This window comes from Desulfosudis oleivorans Hxd3, assembly GCF_000018405.1.
Taxonomy (GTDB): domain Bacteria; phylum Desulfobacterota; class Desulfobacteria; order Desulfobacterales; family Desulfosudaceae; genus Desulfosudis; species Desulfosudis oleivorans.
The window spans coordinates 2,651,668-2,675,989 of the sequence record NC_009943.1; the positions used below are offsets into that span (position 1 = coordinate 2,651,668).

General features: G+C 57.5%; 20 protein-coding genes. 10 read left to right on the top strand and 10 right to left on the bottom strand.

Annotated features, from left to right (window positions below):
* Nucleotides 1-106: 106 nt before the first annotated feature.
* Nucleotides 107-610 carry a rubrerythrin family protein gene (locus tag DOLE_RS11220; RefSeq protein WP_012175599.1) on the bottom strand — a complete coding sequence of 168 codons (504 nt, stop codon included), beginning with the start codon at nt 608-610 and terminating at the stop codon, nt 107-109.
* Nucleotides 611-852: 242 nt separating this feature from the next.
* Between DOLE_RS11220 and coaE the strand changes: the two genes are divergently transcribed.
* Together coaE and DOLE_RS11230 are read left to right on the top strand one after the other, a co-directional pair.
* Entirely contained in the window at nt 853-1,470 is a 618-nt protein-coding gene (coaE, locus tag DOLE_RS11225; RefSeq protein ID WP_012175600.1) for a dephospho-CoA kinase, read from the top strand.
* A gap of 53 nt (nt 1,471-1,523) precedes the next feature.
* On the top strand, nt 1,524-2,807 hold the full coding sequence (locus DOLE_RS11230) for a transglycosylase SLT domain-containing protein (RefSeq protein WP_012175601.1): 1,284 nt from the start codon (nt 1,524-1,526) through the stop codon (nt 2,805-2,807).
* Between the two features lie 278 nt (nt 2,808-3,085).
* Here the strand turns inward: DOLE_RS11230 and DOLE_RS11235 are convergent, their stop codons facing one another.
* From DOLE_RS11235 to DOLE_RS11250, 4 genes are all read right to left on the bottom strand, one after another.
* On the bottom strand, nt 3,086-4,276 hold the full coding sequence (locus tag DOLE_RS11235; protein ID WP_012175602.1) for a M24 family metallopeptidase: 1,191 nt from the start codon (nt 4,274-4,276) through the stop codon (nt 3,086-3,088).
* Nucleotides 4,277-4,598: 322 nt separating this feature from the next.
* On the bottom strand, nt 4,599-5,777 hold the full coding sequence (locus DOLE_RS11240) for an acetyl-CoA C-acetyltransferase (protein WP_012175603.1): 1,179 nt from the start codon (nt 5,775-5,777) through the stop codon (nt 4,599-4,601).
* Nucleotides 5,778-5,920: 143 nt separating this feature from the next.
* Entirely contained in the window at nt 5,921-9,181 is a 3,261-nt protein-coding gene (gene icmF / locus DOLE_RS11245; protein ID WP_012175604.1) for a fused isobutyryl-CoA mutase/GTPase IcmF, read from the bottom strand.
* Nucleotides 9,182-9,184: 3 nt separating this feature from the next.
* A complete protein-coding gene (locus DOLE_RS11250) occupies nt 9,185-9,853 on the bottom strand; it encodes a TetR/AcrR family transcriptional regulator (RefSeq protein ID WP_012175605.1) in 669 nt (222 codons plus the stop codon).
* 409 nt (nt 9,854-10,262) lie between these two features.
* Here DOLE_RS11250 and DOLE_RS17495 point away from each other — a divergent pair, with 409 nt between their 5' ends.
* From DOLE_RS17495 to DOLE_RS11280, 5 genes are all read left to right on the top strand, one after another.
* A complete protein-coding gene (locus tag DOLE_RS17495; protein ID WP_012175606.1) occupies nt 10,263-10,934 on the top strand; it encodes a TetR/AcrR family transcriptional regulator in 672 nt (223 codons plus the stop codon).
* A 100-nt stretch (nt 10,935-11,034) separates the two neighbouring features.
* On the top strand, nt 11,035-13,998 hold the full coding sequence (locus DOLE_RS11265; protein WP_012175607.1) for a pyruvate formate lyase family protein: 2,964 nt from the start codon (nt 11,035-11,037) through the stop codon (nt 13,996-13,998).
* A gap of 183 nt (nt 13,999-14,181) precedes the next feature.
* Nucleotides 14,182-15,105, top strand: a complete 924-nt coding sequence (locus DOLE_RS11270; protein ID WP_012175608.1) for a glycyl-radical enzyme activating protein — start codon at nt 14,182-14,184, stop codon at nt 15,103-15,105.
* A gap of 59 nt (nt 15,106-15,164) precedes the next feature.
* A complete protein-coding gene (locus DOLE_RS11275) occupies nt 15,165-16,175 on the top strand; it encodes an NAD-dependent epimerase/dehydratase family protein (protein WP_012175609.1) in 1,011 nt (336 codons plus the stop codon).
* A gap of 317 nt (nt 16,176-16,492) precedes the next feature.
* On the top strand, nt 16,493-17,335 hold the full coding sequence (locus DOLE_RS11280) for an SDR family oxidoreductase (protein WP_012175610.1): 843 nt from the start codon (nt 16,493-16,495) through the stop codon (nt 17,333-17,335).
* A gap of 10 nt (nt 17,336-17,345) precedes the next feature.
* On the opposite strand, the gene DOLE_RS11285 is transcribed toward DOLE_RS11280, so the two are convergent.
* Nucleotides 17,346-18,356, bottom strand: coding sequence for a type I glyceraldehyde-3-phosphate dehydrogenase (locus DOLE_RS11285; RefSeq protein WP_012175611.1), 1,011 nt, complete (start codon nt 18,354-18,356; stop codon nt 17,346-17,348).
* A 179-nt stretch (nt 18,357-18,535) separates the two neighbouring features.
* Here DOLE_RS11285 and DOLE_RS11290 point away from each other — a divergent pair, with 179 nt between their 5' ends.
* Nucleotides 18,536-19,069 carry a hypothetical protein gene (locus DOLE_RS11290; RefSeq protein WP_012175612.1) on the top strand — a complete coding sequence of 178 codons (534 nt, stop codon included), beginning with the start codon at nt 18,536-18,538 and terminating at the stop codon, nt 19,067-19,069.
* A 2-nt stretch (nt 19,070-19,071) separates the two neighbouring features.
* Here DOLE_RS11290 and map read toward each other — a convergent pair whose 3' ends face one another.
* The gene (map, locus tag DOLE_RS11295; protein ID WP_012175613.1) at nt 19,072-19,965 is read right to left on the bottom strand and encodes a type I methionyl aminopeptidase; all 894 of its coding nucleotides are present in this window, start codon (nt 19,963-19,965) and stop codon (nt 19,072-19,074) included.
* Between the two features lie 187 nt (nt 19,966-20,152).
* Here map and queF point away from each other — a divergent pair, with 187 nt between their 5' ends.
* Together queF and DOLE_RS11305 are read left to right on the top strand one after the other, a co-directional pair.
* Nucleotides 20,153-20,557, top strand: coding sequence for a preQ(1) synthase (gene queF / locus DOLE_RS11300; RefSeq protein ID WP_012175614.1), 405 nt, complete (start codon nt 20,153-20,155; stop codon nt 20,555-20,557).
* A gap of 39 nt (nt 20,558-20,596) precedes the next feature.
* Nucleotides 20,597-21,670, top strand: coding sequence for a DUF4388 domain-containing protein (locus tag DOLE_RS11305; protein ID WP_012175615.1), 1,074 nt, complete (start codon nt 20,597-20,599; stop codon nt 21,668-21,670).
* A 72-nt stretch (nt 21,671-21,742) separates the two neighbouring features.
* Here the strand turns inward: DOLE_RS11305 and DOLE_RS11310 are convergent, their stop codons facing one another.
* From DOLE_RS11310 to DOLE_RS11320, 3 genes are all read right to left on the bottom strand, one after another.
* Nucleotides 21,743-22,063: a hypothetical protein gene (locus tag DOLE_RS11310; protein ID WP_012175616.1), complete on the bottom strand. Its 321-nt coding sequence runs from the start codon at nt 22,061-22,063 to the stop codon at nt 21,743-21,745.
* Nucleotides 22,064-22,125: 62 nt separating this feature from the next.
* Entirely contained in the window at nt 22,126-22,455 is a 330-nt protein-coding gene (locus DOLE_RS11315) for a bactofilin family protein (RefSeq protein ID WP_012175617.1), read from the bottom strand.
* Nucleotides 22,448-24,301 (bottom strand): M14/M99 family metallopeptidase, encoded by a 1,854-nt coding sequence (locus DOLE_RS11320; protein WP_012175618.1) that lies wholly within the window; start codon nt 24,299-24,301, stop codon nt 22,448-22,450. The genes DOLE_RS11315 and DOLE_RS11320 overlap by 8 nt, the downstream gene beginning before the upstream one ends.
* Nucleotides 24,302-24,322 lie beyond the last annotated feature (21 nt).

A 24,322-nucleotide genomic window follows, 5' to 3' on the forward strand; every position in this document is an offset into this window, starting at 1 on the left:
TAAGAGTAAGATAAAAAGTAAGAGTAAGAGAGGTGGAGGCAGATAAATGAACTGACGCGATCCGGGGCTCGGGGTCGCGTTTTCGGCCCCCAGCCCCGGAATCCCTTTATGTCACGGTCTTGAATTTTTCCGGCGGGGCACCGCAGATCGGGCACTTGTCCGGAATCTTTCTGTCGGTCACATACCCGCACACCTGGCACACGTGATATTCGACCACCGCATCCTTGATCACGTGGAGCATGGCCCGCTCGTAGAGCTTGGCATGATAGGTCTCGGCGTCCCGGGCGTGGCCAAATGCGATGGCCGCGGCCTGCTCGCCCTCCTCTTCCGCCTGCCGGATAAACTCGGGATAAACATTTTCACTGATGGTCTTTTCCCGCTGAAAAGAGGCTTCCAGGTTGGTGTCGGTGTCTTTTACCACCACTTCTTTGGCAAGGTTTAAGTGCCGGGTGGCATGGACCCGCTCGGCTTCGGCAATGGCGCGGAACAGCAGGGCCACCTGGGGCACATCCTCCTCTGCCGCTTTCTGGGCATAGGCCAAAAGCCGAAAATAGGCCTTGGCCTCTCCCACAAATGCTTGATACACATTCTCTCTGGTCTTGTCTTTCACTACCGCCTCCGTTTTTTTTGTTTCACACGCAACAGGTCTATAGCCGCTTTTTTTGCCAGCTTAGCGTTTTTTGGCAAAAAAAGTCAAGGCCGACCGGCAGTCCGCCACCGCTCCTGCCGCACAGCCACGGAAATGGTCTGGGCAGCATATTTCACTTTTCACCCCTTTGATGGGTGTGATATGATCCGGGCAAATTCGAATGGTGCCACAACCATTACAGGTACCTGACCAAAGGAGTCTGCATGCTCATTGTCGGCCTGACCGGCGGCATTGCCACGGGAAAATCTATTGTTTCCAACCGTCTGGCGGAACTGGGGGCACTGGTCGTGGACGCCGATGCCATCGCCCACGAAGTGGTTAAAAAAGAGTCCCCCGCATGGAAAGAGATTGTCGACATGTTCGGCCGGGAGTATTTGCTGCCCGACGGTGAACTTAACCGCAAGGCCCTGGGCCGGATCATCTTTCACGATACGATCAAAAAGGAGCAGCTCAACCGCATCGTTCACCCGCGGGTATTTGAGCGCATCAGCCAGTCCATTGTCGATATCATCAACGAGTCAGAAACGCCGGATACCATCGTAATTCTGGACGTGCCCCTGCTCTACGAGTCCGGCATGTACCGAGACCTGTCCGACATTCTCGTGGTCTATGCCACGCCGGCCCAGCAGCTGGAGCGGCTGATGGCCAGGGACGATCTCACCGAGGTGGAAGCCCGGGCCCGCATCCATTCCCAGTTGCCCATTGACGAAAAACGGGAACGGGCCGACATGGTGATCGACAACAGCGGCACCCTTGAAGAGACCATGGCCCAGGTGGACAAAATTTTTGATCAGCTTATGTCAAAAGCGGCCAATGCATAGCCCAAATATTTCATGAAATATCCGGGTTGGAATTGTCAACAATGAGGTAGGAAATGATATTAAAAACAAAATACCGGCTGTCAACCATCTCCATTCTTCTGATTGCAATCTGCGCGGGGGCTGCCGTATGGATGCCCGCGTGGTCTGCCATGGACCACCAGTTCGATGTCATGGAACAGCAGATGACGGCCGAAAGCGAAATAAACGCGGCCATGGAACAGTTCGACCAGTATGAACAGAGCATTGAAGCCCAGTATGCAGCGGATGAGGCTTCCATTGAACAGACCTATGCGACCTACCAGCGGATCATCGAGGAGGAGTACCGGGCCTATGAAAAGGAGATCCTGAAAACCTGGGTCAAGGCGGAAATCAGCACGGCCAAGCGGTGGGTGGAGTACGCCCCGGATTTTCAGTCCCGCCATATCGTGGACTTTGATCAGCAGTACCTTCAGATCGACCTTAACGTGGACGGCAAGGAGATGGAGGCCCTGATCGACACCCTGGTGGAACAGAAACTGCGGGAGATGATAACCGAAGACCAGAAAACCGCGTTTGAGCGGGACGTGCTTTCCCAGAACATTGAAAACCGGATCACCCAGGAGTCGCCCCATGTAAAGTCGGGCGAGGTCAAGGACAGCCCGGTGCTGCTGAAAATGATCACGGGAAAGGACCACCCCACGGACCAGGAGATCGACGCGGCCGTGGCGGCTTTAAAACAGAACGCCACCATTTCCCGCACCCCGTCCAAGATGCCGGACACCGACACGGTGAGCCTTCGGGTTTCGCTGCCGGCGGGCGGCATGCAGCGCAAGGCCATGGCGTACCGGCCCTATGTCAAATCCTATGCAAATGAACGGGGATTAAACGAGGCCCTGGTTTTTGCCGTGATTCACACGGAAAGCGCCTTCAACCCCATGGCCCGGTCCCATGTACCGGCCTACGGCCTGATGCAGATCGTTCCCCAGTCCGCCGGGCGGGATGCCGCCCAACTGCTTTTCGGCCGCCAGGTGCTGCTCTCCCCCTCCTACCTGTACAGCGAGCAGAATAACATCAATGTGGGTACCGCTTACCTCTACATTCTTTACAACCGGTACCTTCGGGAAATTACCAACCCCACCAGCCGCATGTACTGCGCCATCGCGGCCTACAACACCGGGGCCGGCAACGTGGCCAGGGCCTTTACCGGCACCACCAGCGTGAGCCGGGCCGCGCAGGCCATCAACCGGATGTCGCCCCAGCAGGTTTACACCCACCTGATCCAGCGCCTGCCCCATCAGGAGACCCGGGACTACCTGCAACGGGTTACCAGCCGCATGACCATGTACCAGTCCATGTAACGGCTTCCACCGCCTGAACCTGTTCCACTCATCGAAATCGGAATCGGGATCGCTATCGGAATCGATATCGATACAGCCGGCCGACTGTGCCGCCAGGGTGTTTGGACACTAAGATCACGAAGATTTGGAAGAACACCAAGCCGCTTTTTCAGGCTCTGCATGGAGCCTTGCTATCGATTTTGAAAAACTTCAGACAAACACCACGGCTTCGGGATAGCGATACGCCGCAGTGACGAGGGGTGCAGCGCAACGCAGATATTGGGCTTTTTACTTTGCCATCAGACGATTACCACGGCCTCGGGATAGCGACCCAGCTGTTCCAGGCCGTTTTTTGTCACGATATGGGTGTTTTCAATACCCACCACGCCCCGGCCCGGGAAAATGGCCTTGGGCTCCACCGCCACCACCATGCCCTCTTCCAGCACCATTTTCTGCCCCCGGGCCAGCACCGGGTATTCGTCCAGTTCAATGCCGACGCCGTGACCCACGAAAGGGACCCGACCGTCACCTGCGCCCATAAAATTATCGGCATATCCAAGCTCAGCCACCCGCTCGGCAGCCAGTTCGTACACCGAGCCCGCGGTCATGCCGGGCCGGGCCGTATTTTTGACCAGTTCCTGAATCTCCAGCATGGCATCATGGGCTGCCAGCAGGTCATCGGCCAGGCTGCCAATGGCGTAGATCCGCGTGTGGTCGGACAGGTAGCCCCGAAAGCCGAAGGCCATGTCCATGAGCACCGGCTCACCGGACCGGATGGGGGCAAAGCTGCTGCCCTGGGGAAACACCGGTGTGGTGCCTACGCCGCCGGTGGGCGAGGCCAGGCTGCTGGAAACCGCCGCGGAGGCTCCGCCCATGATGTGGCCATAAAAGAGTGAGCTGTTCCAGCCCCGCATGCGAATCATGCCCTGGTGGCCGAGCCTTCTGGCTTCGGCCTCAATCAGGCCGGCCAGTTCAATCTCGGGCATACCCGGCTCCAGCACCCGGGGCACAAAGGCGGCCAGCTGGTCGGAAAGCCTTGATGCCTGCCGGATGATATCAATTTCATAAGCTGATTTTACGGCCCTTAGCGACCGCACGGCATGGGATATGTCCACAATTTCTGTATCCGGAAACTGTTCCTGAAAATAGCGGTACATGTTGACCGGCAGCACATCCAGCTCCATGCCCAGGGTCTTTGGCGAACCGATGACGGGCGCCATCTCCTTCTGGCTGCGCAGGGCGCGGATCTGCTCGATGGAAGACTCTTCAAAGGCCCGCTGGGCGTCTTTCTTGACCATCAGAATGGCCGGGCCGTCTGTCGGGACATGCAGAAACGCCTGCTGGGCCGTGCCGGAAAAGTAAAAGAGGTCGGCAGTCTCCATAATCAGGGCAGCGTCGATTTTTTCCTTTTCAAGCCTGTTGCGCAGCCGTTTCAGACGGGCATCAATTTCCGACCGGGGCGTGTAGGTTTCCTGAATATCTGTTGCCATATCATTCTCCATCCATCGCAATCGAAATCGGGATCGGGATCGACTGCGGCTGACATAAGCGACAAAACCATTACAACACAAAGCCCAAAAAACCGTAAAGCTGCTTCGTGATCTTCGTGTTAAAAAGCGGCCGGCCAACGATGTCGGCAAGATGTTTCAACACGAAGATCACGAAGCTTTAAAAGAGCACGAAGAAATTTTGCGGGCTTTGCACTGCGCCGTTTTTGCGGATCGTTTTTGACGCAGATGGTTTGAATCTGGAACACCATCTTCGCCATCTTCCTGATCTTCGTATTCTTCGTGGTGAGTCACTTATAAGGCATCAATCCCTTTTCACAATCAGGGCCACGGCCTCACCGCCGCCCAGGCAGAGAGAGGCCAGCCCGGTTTTCGCCTTACGCCGGGCCATTTCATACAGCAGGGTCACCAGCACCCGGCACCCGCTGGCGCCGATGGGATGGCCCAGGGCCACGCTGCCGCCGTTGACGTTGACCTTTGCCGGGTCAAGGCCCAGTTCCCGGATCACGCCCACGGTGGAGCCGGAAAAGGCCTCGTTGATCTCAAACAGGTCGATGTCGCCCATGGCAAGGCCTTCCTTTTTTAAACACTTGGGAATGGCCCACACCGGTGCCATCAGCACGTATTTCATGTCAATACCGTAAGATGCCTGAGCTCCGATCACGGCCAAAGGTTTGCACCCGAATTCTGCCGCCTTTTCCCTGGACATCACCACCACTGCGGCGGCGCCATCACTGATCACCGAGGCATTGCCCGCCGTGCCCACGCCGTCTTTCTTAAAGGCCGGTTTCATGCGGGCCAGGGTTTCGTAGGAAGTTTCCTGGGGGCACTCGTCAGTGGAAAAGAGCACGGTCTCCCCTTTTCTGCCCATCACCGGCACCGGCACAATCTCATCGGCAAACCGGCCCGATGTCACGGCATCCAGTGACCGGCGATAGGTCTCTGCCGCGTACCGGTCCTGATCCTCCCGGCTGACAGCATATTTTTCCGAGCACAGCTCATTGGATATGCCCATGTGAAAGTCGTTGACCACGTCCCACAGCCCGTCATGCACCATGTGGTCCTGAATGGCGCCCGGCCCCATGCGGTAGCCGAAACGGGCCTTTTCAAGGTAATAAGGCGCCATGCTCATGGTCTCCATGCCGCCGGCCACCACCACATCGGCATCTCCTACGGCAATGGCCTGGGCCGCCAGCATCACGGCCTTTAGGCCCGACCCGCACACCTTGTTCACGGTGACACATTCAGCCTCCCAGGGCAGGCCCGACTGAACCGCCGCCTGTCTGGCCGGATTCTGGCCGTACCCGCAGGGCAGCACCATGCCCATAATCACCTCGTTGACCGCTGCCGCATCAATGCCGGCCCGGTCCACAGCCTCCTGAATCACAATAGCACCCAGCCGGGTGGCGCCAACCCCGGCCAAAGCGCCGTTAAACGCGCCCAGCGGGGTGCGCACCGCACTGACAATCACCGCTTCTCTCATGGAAACAACCTCCACAGTTCTGTTTATGGTCTACCTGCTGGAATCTGTATCTCATCTTACTCTTACTCTTAATCTTACTCTTGATCGACAAGATTTCAACCGCAAGATCAAGAGTAAGATTGAGTCGTTACGTTCTTCCAGTCTTACATCCCTCTCCTGTATTGCCCCCCCACCCGGTACAACGTCTGCGTGATCTGGCCCAGAGAACAACACCGCACCGTCTCCATCAGGCGGGCGAAAATATTTTCCCCGGAAAGAACGGTCTGCTTCAACTCTTCTAAAGCCTGTTCCGACCGGTTGGCGTTCTTTTTGTGAAAGGCGGCCAGGCGCCGAAGCTGGGACCGCTTTTCCGCCTCCGTGGCCCTGGCCAGCACCAGGGGGCCGGTCTCGCCGCCGTCCGCGCTGTCTGGCCGCAGGAAAGTATTGACCCCCACCACCGGCAGTTCTCCGGTATGCTTGAGCCGTTCATAGTGCATGGACTCTTCCTGAATGCGGCTGCGCTGGTACCCGGTTTCCATGGCACCCAGAACCCCGCCCCGGGCCGTGATCCGGTCGAATTCCATCAGCACCGCCTCTTCCACCAGCTTTGTCAGCTCTTCCACGATAAAGCTGCCCTGGTTGGGGTTCTCGTTTTTGGCCAGCCCCCATTCCCGGTTGATGATCTGCTGAATGGCCAGGGCCCGGCGTACCGATTCGTCGCTGGGCGTAGTAATGGCCTCGTCATAAGCGTTGGTGTGAAGGCTGTTGCAGTTATCGTAGATGGCGCACAGGGCCTGAAGCGTGGTGCGGATATCGTTGAACTGAATCTCCCGGCTGTGCAGGGACCGGCCCGATGTCTGAATATGGTACTTGAGCATGCGGGACCGCTCGGCAGCCCCGTATTTTTCCTTCAAGGCCACGGCCCAGATGCGGCGGGCCACACGGCCGATCACCGTGTATTCCGGGTCCATGCCGTTGGAAAAGAAGAATGAAAAATTGGGGGCAAAATTGTCGATGTCCATGCCCCGTGAAAGGTAATACTCCAGGTAGGTAAACCCGTTGGCCAGGGTAAAGGCCAGCTGGGTGATGGGGTTGGCACCGGCCTCGGCAATATGATAGCCGGACACCGAAACAGAATAGAAGTTTCGCACACGGTTTTTGATGAAAAAGTCCTGAATGTCGCCCATCATTTTAAGCGCGAACGCCACGGAAAAAATGCAGGTATTCTGACCCTGGTCCTCTTTTAAAATGTCGGCCTGGACCGTCCCCCGAATGGTGGAAAGCACGTGCTTGACGATGTCGATCCGCTCAACGGCCGACAGCTTTCTTTTCTTTTTTGCCTCGGCCTTTTCCACCTGCTGATCAATGGCGGCATTAAAAAACATGGCCAGCATGATCGGGGCCGGGCCGTTGATGGTCATGGAAACCGATGTGTTGGGCGCGCACAGGTCAAACCCGTCATAAAGGGTCTTTACGTCCTCCAGCGAGCATACGCTCACCCCGGAGGTGCCCACCTTGCCGTAGATGTCGGGCCGCTTTTCCGGGTCGTAACCGTACAGGGTCACTGAATCAAAGGCCGTGGAAAGCCGCTTGGCCTCTGAATTTTCCGACAGCAGCTTAAAGCGCCGGTTGGTCCGGGCCGGGTCCCCTTCACCGGCAAACATGCGGGTGGGGTCTTCTTCGGACCGTTTAAGGGGGTAGACCCCGGCCGTGTAAGGAAACCGGCCCGGCAGATTCTCCTGGCGCATCCATTGATACCGCTGGCCCGGATCGGCAAAGTCGGGCAGGGATACTCTGGGAACAGGCGTGCCGGACAGGGACCGGCAATAAAGCGGGGCTTTGATCTCGCGTCCTCTGACACTGTAGACCATTTCGCCGCTGTCGTGATGGGCCCGCATCTCGTCCCACTGCTTCATCAGGCCCAGCGTTTCAGCCGTCACCTTTTTCCTGGCATCGGCCAGGGTCTTGTCCAGGGCCCTGGCCGATGGTTTGTCGCCTTCGGCGGCCAGGCGCTGTTTTACCTCCTCAAGGTGCCAGCACGCCCTTAGGGCGTCGGCCTGGTCCGCAGTGCGGCCGTGGTAGGCCCGCACCGTGTCGGCAATCTCGGAAAGATAGCGGACCCGTTCCGGCGGCACGATAATAGACCTGGCCCCGGAAGTGGTTACAACGGGCCGGGTCAGAGACGATGTCCAGTTTACCCCGGTTTTCTGGCAAATGGCGTCCAGCAGGCCGTGATACAGGGCCGTGACCCCTTCATCGTTGAACCGGGCCGCCATGGTGCCGAACACCGGCATGGTTTCCACCGGTAAATCAAAGGACTTGCGATTACGCTGAAGCTGCTTGCGAACGTCCCGAAGGGCGTCCTCGGACCCCTGCTTGTCAAATTTATTGATGGCCACAATATCGGCAAAGTCCAGCATGTCGATTTTCTCAAGCTGGGAAGCGGCCCCGAATTCGCTGGTCATCACGTAAAGCGACACATCCACCAGGTCATGAATGCGGGAGTCCCCCTGGCCGATGCCCGCGGTTTCCACCATCACCAGGTCAAACCCGGCGGCCTTGACAATATGAATGATGTCGGCCATGGCCGGGGGCAGCTCGGTCGCGGACGCCCGTGTGGCCAGGCTGCGCATGTAGACACGGGAATCGGTGATGGCGTTCATGCGAATCCGGTCTCCCAGCAACGCCCCGCCGCTCTTGCGCCGGGAGGGGTCCACGCAGAGGACCGCCACGCGAAGCTTTTTCGTGTCCATCAGAAACCGCAGGATCAGCTCATCGGTGAGAGACGATTTTCCCGCGCCACCGGTACCGGTAATGCCCACCACCGGCACCCGGCGCTCCCGGGCCTGAGCCGCCAGGAGCCTTTTGGCCGTCTTGGCCAGGCCGCCGGATTGCGGGCTTTTAAGGCCGGCCCGGGTAATCATTCGGGCCACTTCCAGGGGACGGTCAACGGACAGGTGTGACAGGTCCACCTTTTTCCGGCCCACCGTGACAAAATCAAGCTGCCGTACCATGTGGTTGATCATGCCCTGCAAGCCCATATTCGCCCCGTCGTCGGGTGAATATATCTTTGTCACACCGCAGGCCTCCAGTTCGCGAATTTCGTCGGGCACGATCACGCCGCCGCCGCCGCCGAACACCTTTATATGGGCCGCATCCTTCTCTTTCAGCAGCTCGAGAATGTATTTAAAAAACTCCATGTGACCGCCCTGGTAGCTGGAAACGGCAATGCCATGGGCATCCTCGGCAACAGCCGCGTCCACGATTTCAGTGGCCGAGCGGTTGTGACCCAGGTGAATCACCTCCACCCCGGTGTCCTGAAGCATGCGGCGCATGATGTTGATGGCCGCGTCATGGCCGTCAAACAGGGAGGTGGCGGTCACCACCCGGACGGCGTGTTTCGGCTTATAGGTCGACTGATCCATGACTTATTTCCCCTTGTTGATGGAATTGTGAAAATTTTCGGAAATCGCGCCCAGAATATTTCGAATCTGAAACTCGGTGTACTCGGCAAGAGAGTAGTGCTTCAGGTAAAACCAGCGGCGAAAAGCCCAGGCATGGCCCAGCACAGCGATGTTGTGGGCCGCCAGATCAATCTGCCGGGCGTCGATGCCGACAAACTGCTCCTTGGCGATCACGTCTTCCAGCAGTTGCCGGAAACGGCCGGTGACCCGGATTTCATTGTCCAGCACCCTTTTTTTCCACTTGTCTGAAAGAAACTGGGTCACCTGGTAGATCAGCACAATGTGGTCGCTCATGGTGTCGCACACGGCAAAATAACCGCGCACCGCGTCCCGCAGCATATCCGGTCCGGGCACCTGGTCCGATACCACCCGGGTCACGGCCTTCTCCATCTCCGCGTGAATGGCGTCGCACACCAGGTAAAGCACATCCTCCTTGGTGGAGACATACTCATACAGGCTGCCGATGGAAAACCCGGTGGCTTTGGCGATCTGGCGGGTGGTGGTGTTGTGGTACCCGTTTTTTACAAACAGGGCCACGGAAGCGTCCACGATCTGCCGCCGCCTTCTTTCCACCAGGGCCGGGTCCTTGACCTGGGTGGGAACGTCGTGATGCGTACCGGTTGCGGCCTTCACCTCGCCTCTTCCTTTCTTCTACTCTTCTTGTCTTCTTTTCACCCTTATACTGAGCGAGCGCTCAGTCATGACGGAATCCTACCCCACCCCCAAGCCGGTTGTCAAGAAAATCGTTGTCATTAACCGGGGTATTTCATCCTTCAGGCGAGTCTCCTTGACCGCAGCTGCTGTGTTGCTCCGGCATTCGCGGATATACGGTAGGGGCGCACCTTGTGTTCGCCCTTTGATGGGCAACCACAGGGAGTTGCCTACATGTTCATGCCCGAGCCTTGGATCTGCAGCCAAATCAACTCGTGAAATATCCGGGCCTATCTCCAACCCTTTGCCGCCCTCTTGTCTTTTTTGAAAAAACTTGACTTTTAAAAATAACACTGTTAACTTAACATTGTTATTTAAACGCGGAGGCCCCATGCCCAAAGCAGCCAGAACACCCCAGGAAGTGGAACAGACCCGTGAGCGGATTCTGGACACGGCCCTTGACATCATCATCAAGGACGGTTTTGAAAACTTAAGCCTGCGCAAGATCGCCTCCCGCCTGGGCGTGACCCCCACCACCCTTTACAACTACTATTCCAATAAAGATGAACTCAACCTGATGATCCGGGTGCGGGGCTTTGAAAAACTTTTTGCCCTGCTGACAAAACAGGCCGGCCCCCATTCCGACATTGAGGCCCGGTTCGGCGCCATGATCCGTGGCTACGTAACGTTCGGCCTGACCTATCCCAGCTACTACGACCTCATGTTCAACCTGCACACACCCAAGTACCTCGACTATGTGGGCACCGACATTGAGCCCCTGGCCCATCATGAAAAGCAGACCGCCTTAAAATGCCTGGCCCTTTTTATCGAGCCCCTGGAAGCCTATATTCCGGGAAAGGGAGTGAAAAGGGACCGGTTTATCCTTCACCAGGTGGTGCGATTCTGGTCCGACCTCCATGGCCTGATCACCCTTCACAACAGCCGGCTTTTTCATGAAGTGATCGATACTGTGGACACGTTTATCAAACAGCGCACCACCGAACTGATTGACACGCTGCTGCAACTCAAACAGCGCGTGGATACCGGTGAAGCACTGTTCTGATGGGTTTGTAACAGGACCGGAAGAGAAAACGGGAGTAAGAGTAAGACTAAGAAACGCAGACAGGTGATGGAAACCACCATTTTTCAATTGGAGACATACAATGAATGCAAACCGTAAAGGCATGACCAATATGCTGGCCAACCTGTTTTTCCGGTTTTTTGCCGCCAACTTCAACCTTCGGCCCGCGTTGAACCGTTACCTTTCGTGCGATGACGGGCCCATCAATTTTACCTTCGGCATTCGCACCGAAAGCGGCAGCGTGGAACAGGCTGTTCAGTTTGAAAACGGCCGAGTCCGTGTACTGAAAAAAATGCCGGAAAAACCCGACGCTCAACTGGTGTTTGTGGACGAAGCCGCGGTAAAGGAGGCGGCCACCCAGCCCCCCAACAAGCTGATGCTGGCCCTGATGGAAAACCGCATGGTCACCCGGGGCAACCTGGGCTACCTCCAGCTGATGAACTTTTACCTGTCGCTGCTGTTAAAAAAGGTACAGGTGGGAAAGCTGCAAAAAGAGGCCAAACGGGAAAAGCGGGATTACGATCCAGCCGAAGCGTCTCAGAAAAGCATTAACAAAAAAAACAAAGACCGGCTGTCGGCCACGGCCACGGACCCCGGGGTCCGGTTTCTTGCCGACCCCTACCTGGCGGATTACAGCCTGGACGACTTTCCCCGGCTCAAAACCTTTCTGGATATTCATTTAAAGACCCGACCCGCCCTCTGCCACGAGCGGCCCGAAATCCTGACCCGGTGGTACAGGGAAAATGGTTTTGAAACCGACAAAAACGGCGAGCCCTGGGTGGCCGAGATTCGCCAGGCCCATGCCTTAAAATACCTGATGGAAAACCGCAAACCCCTCATTCGGGAAAACGACCTGGTGGCTGGCACCACCACCGCCCAAGAGATCGGCGTGGTGCTCTACCCGGACGCCCACGGCACCATGATCTGGGGTGAACTGCTTACCGCCCCCCACAGGCCCTTAAACCCCTACGACGTTTCCCCGAACACCATTGACGTGCTGCACAACTCCGTGTTTCCCTTCTGGCTGAACCGCAATTTCCGCGAATGGGTGCGGGACAACAAAGGCTATCCTGACTGTCAGAAACTCGACGAGCGGTTTGCCGCCTGCTTTTTGTGGAAAACCGTGGCCCTTTCCCACACCATTCTTGATTACCCGACCCTGCTCTCTCTGGGCACAAAAGGCATCATGGCCCAAATCGACGCCGAGATTGGCCGCACCAGCGAGGCGGACGCGGAAAAGCACACCACCCTGCGGGCCATGAAGCTGACCCTGGAGGGCATCAACGCCTACGCGAAAAACCTGGCCGCTGAAGCCCACCGGCTGGCAGGCATGGAAAAAGACCCGGCCCGCAAAAAAGAGCTGGTCCGGCTGGCCGACATCTGCCGAAAGGTGCCGGAAAACCCGGCCGCCACCCTGGATGAAGCGATCAACGCCATCTGGATCGTCTGGGTGGGGGTTCACATGGAAAACACCAACGCCGGTTTTTCCCTGGGCCGCATGGACCAGTGGCTGCAACCCTATTTTGAGGCGGACATGGCAGCCCTGAAAAACGAAAACGAACAGAAGGACTATATCCGCCGCGCCATCGAGCTTGTCGGGTGCTTCTACATGCGATGCACCGACCACCTGCCCCTGATTCCGGACATCGGCAACTACCTGTTCGGCGGCAGCTCATCGGACCAGGCCATCACCCTGGGCGGGGTGACCCCGGACGGCGAGGACGCGGTCAACGACATGACCTACATCTTTTTAAAGGTCACGGAGATGCTCTCCATTCGGGACCCCAACGTCAATGCCCGGTACAACCGCGAAAAAAACAGCGACGCTTATCTTGCGCGGCTCTGCGAGGTGAACCTGAACACCGCGGCCACCCCCTCCATTCACAATGACGAGGCGGTCATGGCCTCGCTGGCCGAATTCAACTACCCGGCCGAGCACCTGCGGGACTGGGCCGCCACCGGGTGCGTGGAGCCCACCCTTTCCGGCCGTCACATCGGCCACACCAACTGCATGATGTTCAACATGGTGGCGGCCCTTGAAATGGCCTTGAACAACGGGCGCCACCCCCTGATGCGCTGGGACCTGGGCCCCAAAACAGGGGACGTGACCACCGGCCATTTCAAGGATTTTGAATCGTTTTTCGAGGCCTTTGCAACCCAGCTTGGATTTCTGGCCGACCAGACCTGCGAGTACAACAACCTGCTGGGCCAGGCCCACCAGACAATCCGGCCCACGCCATACATCTCGGCCCTGATCCAGGGCCCGAAAGAAAAAGGCAGGGATGTCACCAAAGGCGGGGCCCTTTACAACTCGTCAGGCGTGGCCTGCATCGGTCTTGCCGACATCACCGACTCCATGATGGTGATCAAGAAACTGGTGTTCGACGGCAAGCAGGTCTCCTTTGGCGATCTTCACCGGGCCCTGGCCGCCAATTTTGAAAACGAACCGGCCCTGCTGGCGATCATCAAAAACAAAATTCCCCTGTTCGGGTCCGGCGACAAAGAGGCCCTGGCCATGGCCAACCGCATCATCCGGCTGGCCCACGACATTTTCGGGGCCCACACCAACTACCGGGGCGGCCCCTATACCGCGGGGTTCTGGTCCATGTCCAACCACGTGGCCTTCGGCACCCTGACCGGAGCACTGCCGTCGGGACGACTGGCCGGCAAGGCCTTTACACCGGGCCTGACCCCTGAACCCCATTCTTCCCCCAGTATTTTAGACAACCTGCGCGACGTGGCCGGCCTGGACCCCACCGCCATGAACAACAACATCGCCTTTAACGTCAAGGTGGTGCCGGCGCCGGGCGAGTCCCATGCCCAGACCGTCAACACCCTCTGCTCCTATACCAAGGCCTATACCGGCCTGGGCGGCATGCAGATGCAACTCAACGTGGTGTCGTCGGACACGCTGCGCGACGCCATGGAACACCCGGAAAACTACCAGAACCTGCTGGTGCGCATATCGGGATACAACGCCTATTTTGTCTCGCTGAACCGGGAGATGCAGATAGAGCTGATTGAACGGGCTGAATTCGGCATGTGACAAGGGAAAAGTAAACAGGTCTGCAATTGCGAGGAGCAAGACGTTTCTCCCGTCATTGCGAGGAGCGTAGCGACGAAGCAATCTCCTTCGCATAGGTTCAAGATTGCTTCGCTGCGCTCGCAATGACATTTCATAGACTTACAATGGCGTTTTAGCGGGTCTGACAACAATGATGGAGATTCCATGACAAACACACAAACTCCATTGGTCCTGGATATCAAGGGCAACAGCCTGGATGACGGGCCGGGCATCCGGTCGGTGATCTTTTTCAAAGGATGCCCGCTTTCCTGTGTCTGGTGCCACAATCCGGAAAGCAAAAAAGCCGGACCTGAAATTGCCTTTGATAAAGGCCGGTGCATCGACTGCGGCGCCTGCAGGGAAACCTGCCCGGAGCAGGCCCTGTCAAAAGCCAACCCTTTTTACATTGACAGAAAGAGATGCACCCTCTGCTTTGCGTGTGTCGCCGCCTGTCCCTCCGGCGCCCTGGAACAGGTGGGCAAAGAGATGCCGGTCACCGACATCCTTGAACAGGTGCTGCCGGACAAACCGTTTTTTGACGCATCCGGCGGCGGGGTCACCCTGTCCGGTGGCGAGCCCACGCTGTTTATGGACTTTACCGCCGACCTGCTGACAGCCATCAAACGCGAAGACATTCACACCCTGGTAGAGACCTGCGGCCTGTTTGACGCAGAACGTTTCGTGACGATGCTCTACCCCATGCTCGACACCATCTACTTTGATATAAAGATTATCGACCCAACGGCCCACAAAACCTATTGCGGCGTTCCCAACGACCGGATTCTGGCCAACTTTGCAACCCTGTTTGCGCGGGCCCCAAAAGACGGAAAAACCCTTCTGCCCCGAACCCCCCTGATTCCGGGCATCACCGACACCGAAAAAAACATCACCGATATTGCCGCGTTTCTGAAAAAACTGGGCGTCACCCAGTCGGCCCTGCTTGCCTACAACCCTTTGTGGCATGACAAAACCGACAAGATCGGCACACCCGACCCTTATAAAACCGACAAGGCCATGACCGCCTTTGCCGACAACAGCGTGCTTGAAAAAAGCAGAAAAATTTTTGCCGAAGCCGGCATTGAAACATAAGAGGAACGCTTTGCGCCTTTGCGGTGAATTATAATTTTGCCAAACAAAAGAGGAACACCATGAACAGTTCAAAACAGATGGCCCAGCCCGTGCTGGTGACCGGGGCCACCGGCTTTATCGGCAGCCAGGTGGTTCACAAGCTGCTGGAGCAGGATATGGCGGTCAAGGCACTGGTGCTGCCGGACGAAGCCCTGCCCGCTGCCTGGGGCGACCGGGTGGAAGTGGTACGGGGCGGCATCTCGGAGTCCGGGGCTGTGGCAAAGGCCGTTTCCGGAGCCGGGACCATCATTCATCTGGCCGCGGTGGTGTCGGACTGGGGGGATGAAAAAAAATACTGGGAGTTTACCGTGGAGGGCAGCCGCCTGGTGTTTGAACAGGCCGCAAAAACCGGAGCCCGGGTGGTGCTGGTCTCCAGTGTGGTGGTGTACGGCGACAATGTCCGCAAGCAAGTGTGTCACGAAGATGTGGGTTACGGAAAAACCTTTGGCCCTTACAGCCGCACCAAGCAGGCCCAGGAAAAGCTGGCATGGGAGTACCACAGGAAAAAGAACCTGGCCCTGACCGTGGTGCGGCCCGGCAATGTCTACGGACCGCGTTCCGGCCCCTGGCTTCATGACGTGGTCAATGTTTTACGCAGCGGCGCGCCGGGTCTTATCTCCGGCGGCAACATGAACGCCGGCCTTGCCTACGTGGACAACGTGGCCGACCTGTTCCTCCTGGCCGGGGCCAGTGACACGGCCCTGGGCCGGGCCTACAACGCCGCCGACGGAACTAAAGTCACCTGGCGCCGTTATTTTGAGGACATCGCCGCCATGATCGGCGCGAAAAAACCGGGATCCGTACCCCGGCCGGCGGCGGCCCTGAGCGCCTTTGTATTTGAAAAAACATGGAAGCTCTTCGGCATTCAGAAACGGCCGCCCGTGACCCGGGACGCTCTGAACCTGGTGGGATCGGACAACCGCTTTCCCATTGACCGGGCCAGGAAAGAACTGGGCTATGCGCCAAAGGTCTCTTATGAAGAGGGGCTGAAGCGGATTCGGGAGTATATTGATAAGGAAAGTATCCGATAAAGGAACGAAAATGGGCGGCAAACGATTGGGCAGGAGATTGTTTCGCCTTCAGCAATGACATCGTTTTTCCCGTCATTGCGAGGAGCGAAGCGACGAAGCAATCTTCTTCGCATCTGTTCAAGATTGCTTCGCCTTTGGCTCGCAATGACACAGGCATGTTAAAGATTGCTTCGCTGCGCTCGCAATGACATGCCTTCGACTCATAATGACGGATGTAGGCGTCATTATGAGCGCCCGCAGGGCGCGCGGCAATCCTGTTCGGGCTGCTGAACCTTTACGACGGCGACGCTGAAACTTACAACACAAGGGGGAAAACCATGACAACCTTCTTCTTCAATAAACTGGCCTTTATCACCGGCGGCTCCAGCGGCATCGGCCTTGAGACCGCCCTGATGCTGGCCGATCGCGGATGCAGCATGGTGCTGTTTGCCAGGGGACAGGCCGGCCTGGACAAGGCCCGCCAGGCCGTCGCAGACAGGGCTGTTGACGCCAACCAGAAGTTCGATACCGTGTCCATGGATGTGGCGGACAACACCGACGTGGCGCAAAAGATAAACGACGCGGTGGAGCGGTTCGGCACGCCCGACATCCTGATCAACAGCGCGGGCGTGGGAGACGGCAACTATTTTGAAAACATCACCTATGAGCAGTTCGACCGGGTGATGAAGATCAATGTGTACGGCACCCGCAACACCATCAGCGCGGTGCTGCCCCACATGAAGAAAAAGAGAAGCGGCCACATCGTCAACCTGGCCTCTGAGGCCGGCCTGATCGGCATTTTCGGCTACAGCCTGTACAGCACCTCAAAGTACGCCCTGGTGGGCTTTTCCGAATGTATTCGCGCCGAGTTCAAGCGCCACAACATTCGCGTCACCGTGGTCTGCCCGCCGGAGGTCAAAACCCCCTTTATCGACGAAGAGGCCAAAACCATGCCGCCGGAGGGCAAGGCGGTCAAGCGCATGGCAGGCCTGCTGGAACCGGAACACGTGGCAAAAACCATTGTAAAGGCCATTGAGCGCAACCGCTTTCTGGTGGTGCCCGGCCTGGCCGCCAAATTCATGTACTTTCAGCACCGCATCAGCAACGGCCTGCTGACCCGCACCCCCTCGGACTGGATCGTGGCTCTTGCGGCCCGCATGGCGGCAAAAAACAGACGGTAAAAACAGGGAATCAGGCAGACAGCAGGGCAAAGGTGGTGTCCAGCATGCGATTGGCATAGCCCCACTCGTTGTCGAACCAGGCCAGAACGGAAACCCCGGTGGTGCCAGCAACCCGGGTCTGGGAGCCGTCAATGACGGCCGAGTGGGGGTCGTGGTTGAAGTCGCAGGAGACCAGGGGCAGTTCGGTGTATCCCAGAATACCGGCGAGCGGGCCGGTGGCGCCTGTCGCAAAGATTTCGTTGACCGTTGCGGCCTCGGTTTTTGTTTTGACATGAGCCGTGAGCTGCATGGCTGACACGTTGGTGGTGGGCACGCGCAGGGCAATGGCCTGGAACCGGCCGGCCAGCCGGGGCAGGAGCCGGTCAATGCCGCTGGGTAGCTCGGTGTTGACCGGAATCACCGACTGGCCGGAGCTTCGGGACTTGCGCAGGTCCCGGTTGTGATAAGCGTCGATCACCGGCTGGTCGTTCATGATGGAATGGATGGTGGTGATCATGCCGTGGTCAATGCCCAGGGCCCGGTCCAGCACGTCGATCACCGGAACAATGCAATTGGAGGTGCACGAGGCGTTGGAAATGACAGTATGGTCCTTTTTAAGGGAGGTATGGTTGATACCGTAAACGACAATGGCGTCCGCGTTTTCCGCCGGGCAGGAAAAAACCACCTTTTTGGCCCCGCTTTTTAAATGCCCTTCGGCCGTGGCCCGGTCGATAAAGCTGCCCGTACACTCCAGCACCGCGTCCACGCCCAGCTTCGCCCAAGGCAGGGCCGCCGGATTTTTTTCAAAAGAGACCTCAATGGGATCGTCATTCACATAAAGGGTGGCCCCCTCATGAACGACACGGCCGGCAAAACGGCCATGGGTGGAGTCAAACCGGGTCAGATGGGCAATGGAATCCATGTTGGACAGATCGTTGATGCCCACCACGGCCATGTCCGCCCTGCGGCCCGACTCATACAGGGCCCGCAACACGCAGCGTCCGATTCTTCCATACCCGTTGATGGCAATGCGAAACGGCATACGTTCTCCTTTAAAAATGGTTCCTTTATACAGGCTTTGTGCCGGACTTGCAAGACGGCTGCCGGTGAAAAAAAGTGATGTTTCCGGCGCTTGCATCTTTTTTTCACATGTACTATGCTTCTGTTAACAAAACCTGAACGGATAAACAAAATGCCCGAACAGATACAAGGAGGGGCGCAATGGAACACATCGACCTGGAAAAAGGCAGAATACAGCACGAAGACCAATGGCTGTCGGCCGAAGAGCTGGCCGAAAAAATTCAGGAGAAAATAAAGTCCGGCGACATGAAAATCGCCAAACTGGCCGGGCTTTTAGAAGAGCTCAACACCGCCATGGAGTCGATTCATGTGCTGGAGGCCAGGATCACCATCTCAAAAGATCAGTATGAGAAACTGGTGGCAAAGGGCGGCGAGGATGACAACGAGAGTGTGCGGCAGGCCGTGCTGGCCTTTATTGAGGAGAAAACCCGGCCCAATCCGCCGGACATTGACTTTATTCCGGTGGGAGACGAGCCCCTGGCCATGGAGCCGACCGATAACGCTCCGCCGGCAAAGGGGAAGACGGTTACCATCAACTGTTCCAAGTGCAACAGCCCCATTGAGATCGACACGGAAAACATGCCCTCCGAGATTCGGTGCCCCAGTTGCAACGCCCGGGGCATGCTCAAGACCTACAAGAACAAGCCGCAGTTCAAGGACCGGTATGCGGGGTAGGGTCAGAGGTCAAAGGGGGTCAGGCTTTCAAAGCCGTCGGAGGTGACCACCAGGGTCTGTTCGAACTGGGCCGACAGGGAGCCGTCGGCGGTGACCGCGGTCCAGCCGTCCGGCAGCACACGAATCCCCTTGGCGCCCAGGTTGATCATGGGTTCAATGGTAAAGACCATGCCCGGCACCAGTACCACGCCCTCCCCCCTTCTCCCGTAGTGGGGCACCTGGGGCGGCTCGTGAAAATCGAACCCCACGCCGTGGCCCACGAACTCACGCACCACCGAGCAATCCCGCGCCTCGACATAACGCTGAATGGCCCACCCGATGTCTCCCACATGATTGCCCGGTGTCACCATGGCCATGGCCTCGGCCAGGGACCGCCGCGTCACATCCACGATTTTGACGGCATTCAGGCCCGGTGTGCCCACAAAAAAGGTTTTGTTTACATCCGCATAATAGCCGTTTAAAATCGGCGTCACATCCACGTTGACAATATCCCCTGCCTGAAGAATCCGGTTGCCCGGGATGCCGTGGCACACCTCGTCATTGACCGACACGCACACGCTCTTGGGAAATCCCCGGTAGTTCAGGGGGGCGGGCACGGCACCGGCGGCAACCGTTTGGTCATGCACCAGGGTGTTGACCTGGTCGGTGGTGATGCCGGGCCGCAGCATCTGTTCCACCCGGTCCAGCAGTTCCAGGGCCAGGCGTCCGGCTCTGGCAATGGCCCTGATGTCCTCGGCCTGTTTGATGCAAATGCCGTATTTCTCGCGATAGGCCCTGGCCAGAGAGGACTGGGGGGTTGTTTCCCTGCCCATGCAGCACTTTTTGTATTTTTTCCCGCTGCCGCAGGGGCATGGATCATTGCGGCCGACAGTCACTGGATCTTCCTTGTGTTTCATTTAAATGCCTCATGTTGTACAAACATTATCCATATACAATCCCCGTACGGTTTGCAACCGGAAACCTGCCCGGTGCCCGGCCCGGTGGATTCGCTTTTTTATTTTGAAAAAGCACGACAAATCATGTAGAACATACACACGAACAATTACAAGACAGCAGCTTAACCCTTGAGACCGGCGGCAGACCATGAGTGACAACCCGCAGCCCCCGCTTCCCTACACGGCGCTTTCCGCCGACACGGTGGGCACCAAGATGCTTACCGTGATTGAATATGCCTACCGGGAGACACGGCCCATCGACGTGGTGATCCGGCAGCCGGAATTCACTTCCCTCTGCCCCATGACCGGGCTGCCCGACTACGGATGCATCACCATCCGCTACCGTCCCCGCCATCATATTGTGGAACTCAAATCATTGAAATACTATCTTCTGCAATATCGCAATGTGGGCATATTCTACGAGCACGTGATCAACCGAATTCTAAACGATCTGTCCGGGGCCGTGGCCCCCGTATGGATGGAGGTCTCCGGAGAATTCACCGCACGCGGCGGTATCACCACAACCGTCACCGCGGCAACCGGAGACCAATAAACCGGCCTCGCCGGGTGGCGGGTATAAACGAGGATACGCATGACGCTGCTTGAAGCCTTTTTTACAGTGACAGAGAACGACAGCTGCCCGTTTTATGAGACAGACGACCAGTTCCGGTTTTCCACCAATGCCCTGCACATGCCGCCGGGCAAACCCACCTGCACCATCCTGGCCGACGATATCAGGCGTGTCCTTAACAGCGACCAGGAAGAACCGGCGTCACAGGAGGATCCGGCAACGTTCAAATGCAGCGGGTGCTCCGGCACCATCACCCTGACCTACGAAAAGGTCACCGAATACGTGTTCGAACTGGAAGACCCGCACGAAAACGCCAAGGACAACATCGCCCGGCTGCTGAAAAACTTTTCTTTCTTCAAAACACTCAAAAAACACGAGATCAAATACTTTGTGCCCTTTATCCGGCATAAACAGTTTCAAAAAGGCGACATCATCATCAATAAGGGAGAGCCAGGTAAAAACCTCTTTGTGATCCTGTCGGGCATGGTGGAGGTAGTGGGGGAAAACGACGTCAACATCGCGTTTCTGGGCAAGGAGGAGATTCTCGGCGAGATGAGCCTGATCAGCGGTGAGGCGGCCGGCGCCTCTATTCGGGCCGTTGAGCCCACCCGGGTGATCTTTCTGAACAGCCGGAATTTCCGCAAGCTGCTGCGCCAGTTCCCTGCCCTTCAGATGTACTTTGCCGGCCTGCTCTCCAAACGCCTGGCCAAAACCAACGTGGCCCGGTCCGCGGACCTGGAATCGGGCATGTCCGGCAACCTCTCGGAGATGCCTGTGGCCGAACTGCTTCAGACCTTCAACATGAACCAGAAAACCGGGGTCCTGACCCTCAAGTTCCCCCACGATTCAGCCACCATCACCTTTAAAAACGGCGAGCCGATCCGGGCCCGCTTCGGCGAGATGAACAACAAAGAGGCCTTCTGGGCCGTGCTGAAGGAAAAAACCGGCCGGTTCAAGTTTACCCCCGGTATTCCGCCGGAAGAGGAGTCCCGCAGCGAGATCGGCCAGTTCATGTGGCTGCTGATGGAGGGGCTTTCCCGCATGGATGAAGAGGCCCACACGGAGGCGGAAACACAGCGGAAAACCGAGAACTGAAACGGCGGGGCCGGTACCCCTTCCCCTGCATCCCGGTCTGCGCCATGCCCCCCTCCTCCGGTGCGAATCAGATCACCGCTGGAAATCCCGGAACTTCGTATCAATGGCGGCAATCTCGTCCAGGCGGATCAAAGCGTCAAAAAAGTCCTTGCGATCCAGCTTCTCCAGATGCACCAGGTGGTCCCCCACTGTCTTGACGGTACCCGCCAGAACGGTTCCGGATTTCAATGTGATGTAAACCTGCTTGCCTTCCAGTGCTTTCAGGTTATCCGCCAGGGACGCCTTTACATTGTAGGCCATTCCCTCAATGGCCACCACATTGGCCGCGGCGCCGGCCATGACCGGAACCAGCAGAAACGATACCGCCAGAAACATCATGCATGCTTTTTTCATTTTATCCTCCCTTAACCATGATGGACACTACCCGCCGAATGCGGAGACAAAAACATTGAAGATTATCCCCCGTTGCAGGCCACCTCGGTATTCAGCCGGCCGCCCTTTTCCATCCGAAGCATGCGGCAGGCGACCTTTCCGGCGCAGCTGCCGGTGGCCAGGATGACCAGGTCCCGGTCCACGGCCGCGTCCCCCTCAAACTCACCACCGACGGTCATCTCCGTCACCCGGACCGTGGCCCGAACCCGCCCCCCGGCCGCGATCACCAGGCTCTCACCGTCAATGGTTCCCCTCACATCGCCTTTTATCACCAGGGTGCCCTTAACCGTGAGCGTGCCTTCTATACTCAGCCCACCGTCAATGATCGACAGCCCTTTCTGCCGGCTATCCATTCTCATGCTCCTTTAAAAATCGTAGCGTCACCTGCCCTATCACCTCATCTCCGCGCCGTACCTCCACGCGACAGGCTGCTTCAGCCGGTCGTCCGGCGATGCGATCGGCGCCGGGCAGCCCGCCGCCCCTGGGCCATTCGGCAAGGGTGTCGCCGAAACCGGCAAACACCCGCACACCTTTATTGTCCGACACGTTGGTGATCATGTCGGCCAGGCGCAGGGAGCCGGCCGCTTTTGTGCTCAGGACAAGCGTTGCTCCGGGCCGGCAGCAGTAGAGGTGCTCAGCACCGTCGGCCGCCTGAAGCATCAGGTATCGCAATACCGGCGGGTTGAGGTGCACGAACAGCTTTCCCGTGACCTGACCCTTCCGGGTCGCCACCACCTGATAGGTGTTCTTCTCTTTGTCAACGGCATACCGCTCCCAAAGGTCTTTGGCGGTATGAATCAAATAGCCCCTGTCCTCACCGGTATTGTTGGTCTCGTCTCCCACAAACCCCTTGAAGTTCACCACCACGTCGCCATAGGGGCCGTTGCCCGCCACATCAACCAGCTTGAGCGTGTCGCCGCGTATCAGTTCCACGTGGCCATAATTGGGAAATACAAGGGGTTGACCATTAACCTCCACATTGAAAAACAGGGCCGACCCGCCCGCATCCACCGTGGCAATGTTCTGGGCCCTGTTCATGGGATCACCGCCAAACGCCACGTACACGGTGCCGCAGGGCAGGGAATCCTTTCGGGCAACAAGTTTCGACTCCCGGGTGATCTTAAAATCTTTTCGCAGATCGTTCAGGGTACCTGCCCCCAGGAGATCCACGGTCAGGCCGCGCTTGTAGTTGGCTTCTATATGAATGACCCGGACGATGTCTCCCGGTCTTACATAAAGTGTCTGCTGGTTAGCCACCAGGACCGAAGAACCGCCGTTAATGGAAACCAGCAGATAACTCAATTCCGGGGTATCCAGATAGATGCCCGGCGTTTCGGGAACAATATCCAGAAGCGCCATAAACCCGTTGATGGCGTAATTGTGCTGACTCACCTTTTCCGCCAGGGAAAGCCCTTTATGGGTCTCCACGCCAAAGGCGGGAATACCGCAATTGTAGACCGCGTAATAGGTGGCCGACCCCCGCTGTTCCTTATGGGTAGAATCTTTTTCATTGGTCCGGTGGTTGTTGAAATGAAAATGGTGGTCCGGGTTCTTGATATGACGGTTCATATCGGCGATGACGGTCCGGGCCATCTTCCCCAGATCCAGGCGAATACCCCGTTCCGGGTCCTCGTAGATATCACAGTCGGCGATAAGGCACTGGCCGTAACGGTTGGGATTGCGCTGGTCGCTGATCCAGGTGGGAGAATAGAATCCCGATCCGTCGTGCAGGTTGAGCATGCAGTCGCTCTCCGCGATCAGCTCTTTGAGGATTTCAACCACCCTTGCCTCGTAACTGTTCCGGTCCACGTCGCCGGAAAAGGTCCGGTTCATGTCCTTGTTGACCTGGCGTCGCTGCATCAGGATCGACTGAAAATTGGCTCTTGGCACCACGATCAGGTTGCCCCTGGCCAGGGTCAGGTCCACGTAAAGATCGGCGGAAAGAAAGCCGCCGGGCTCATCCCCCTGAATGCCGCCGATGAGCAGCAGCGTCTTGCCATCTTCCCGGCCATAAAGCCTGTAAACGTGAAGCTCATAATCGGTATTTTCAAAATAGACCACATGCTCGGCCCGTTGAGAAAGGGCCGAAACCGGCAGCAGCAGCAGGCAGGCGAGACAAAGCGCCGTCCATGCCCCCGCTCTTCGGGAGAACCGGCTGATCCGCCACTGTTCAACGCCGGGCGATGCAGAAAAAACCATGATATTGCTTACCTTTCCGGG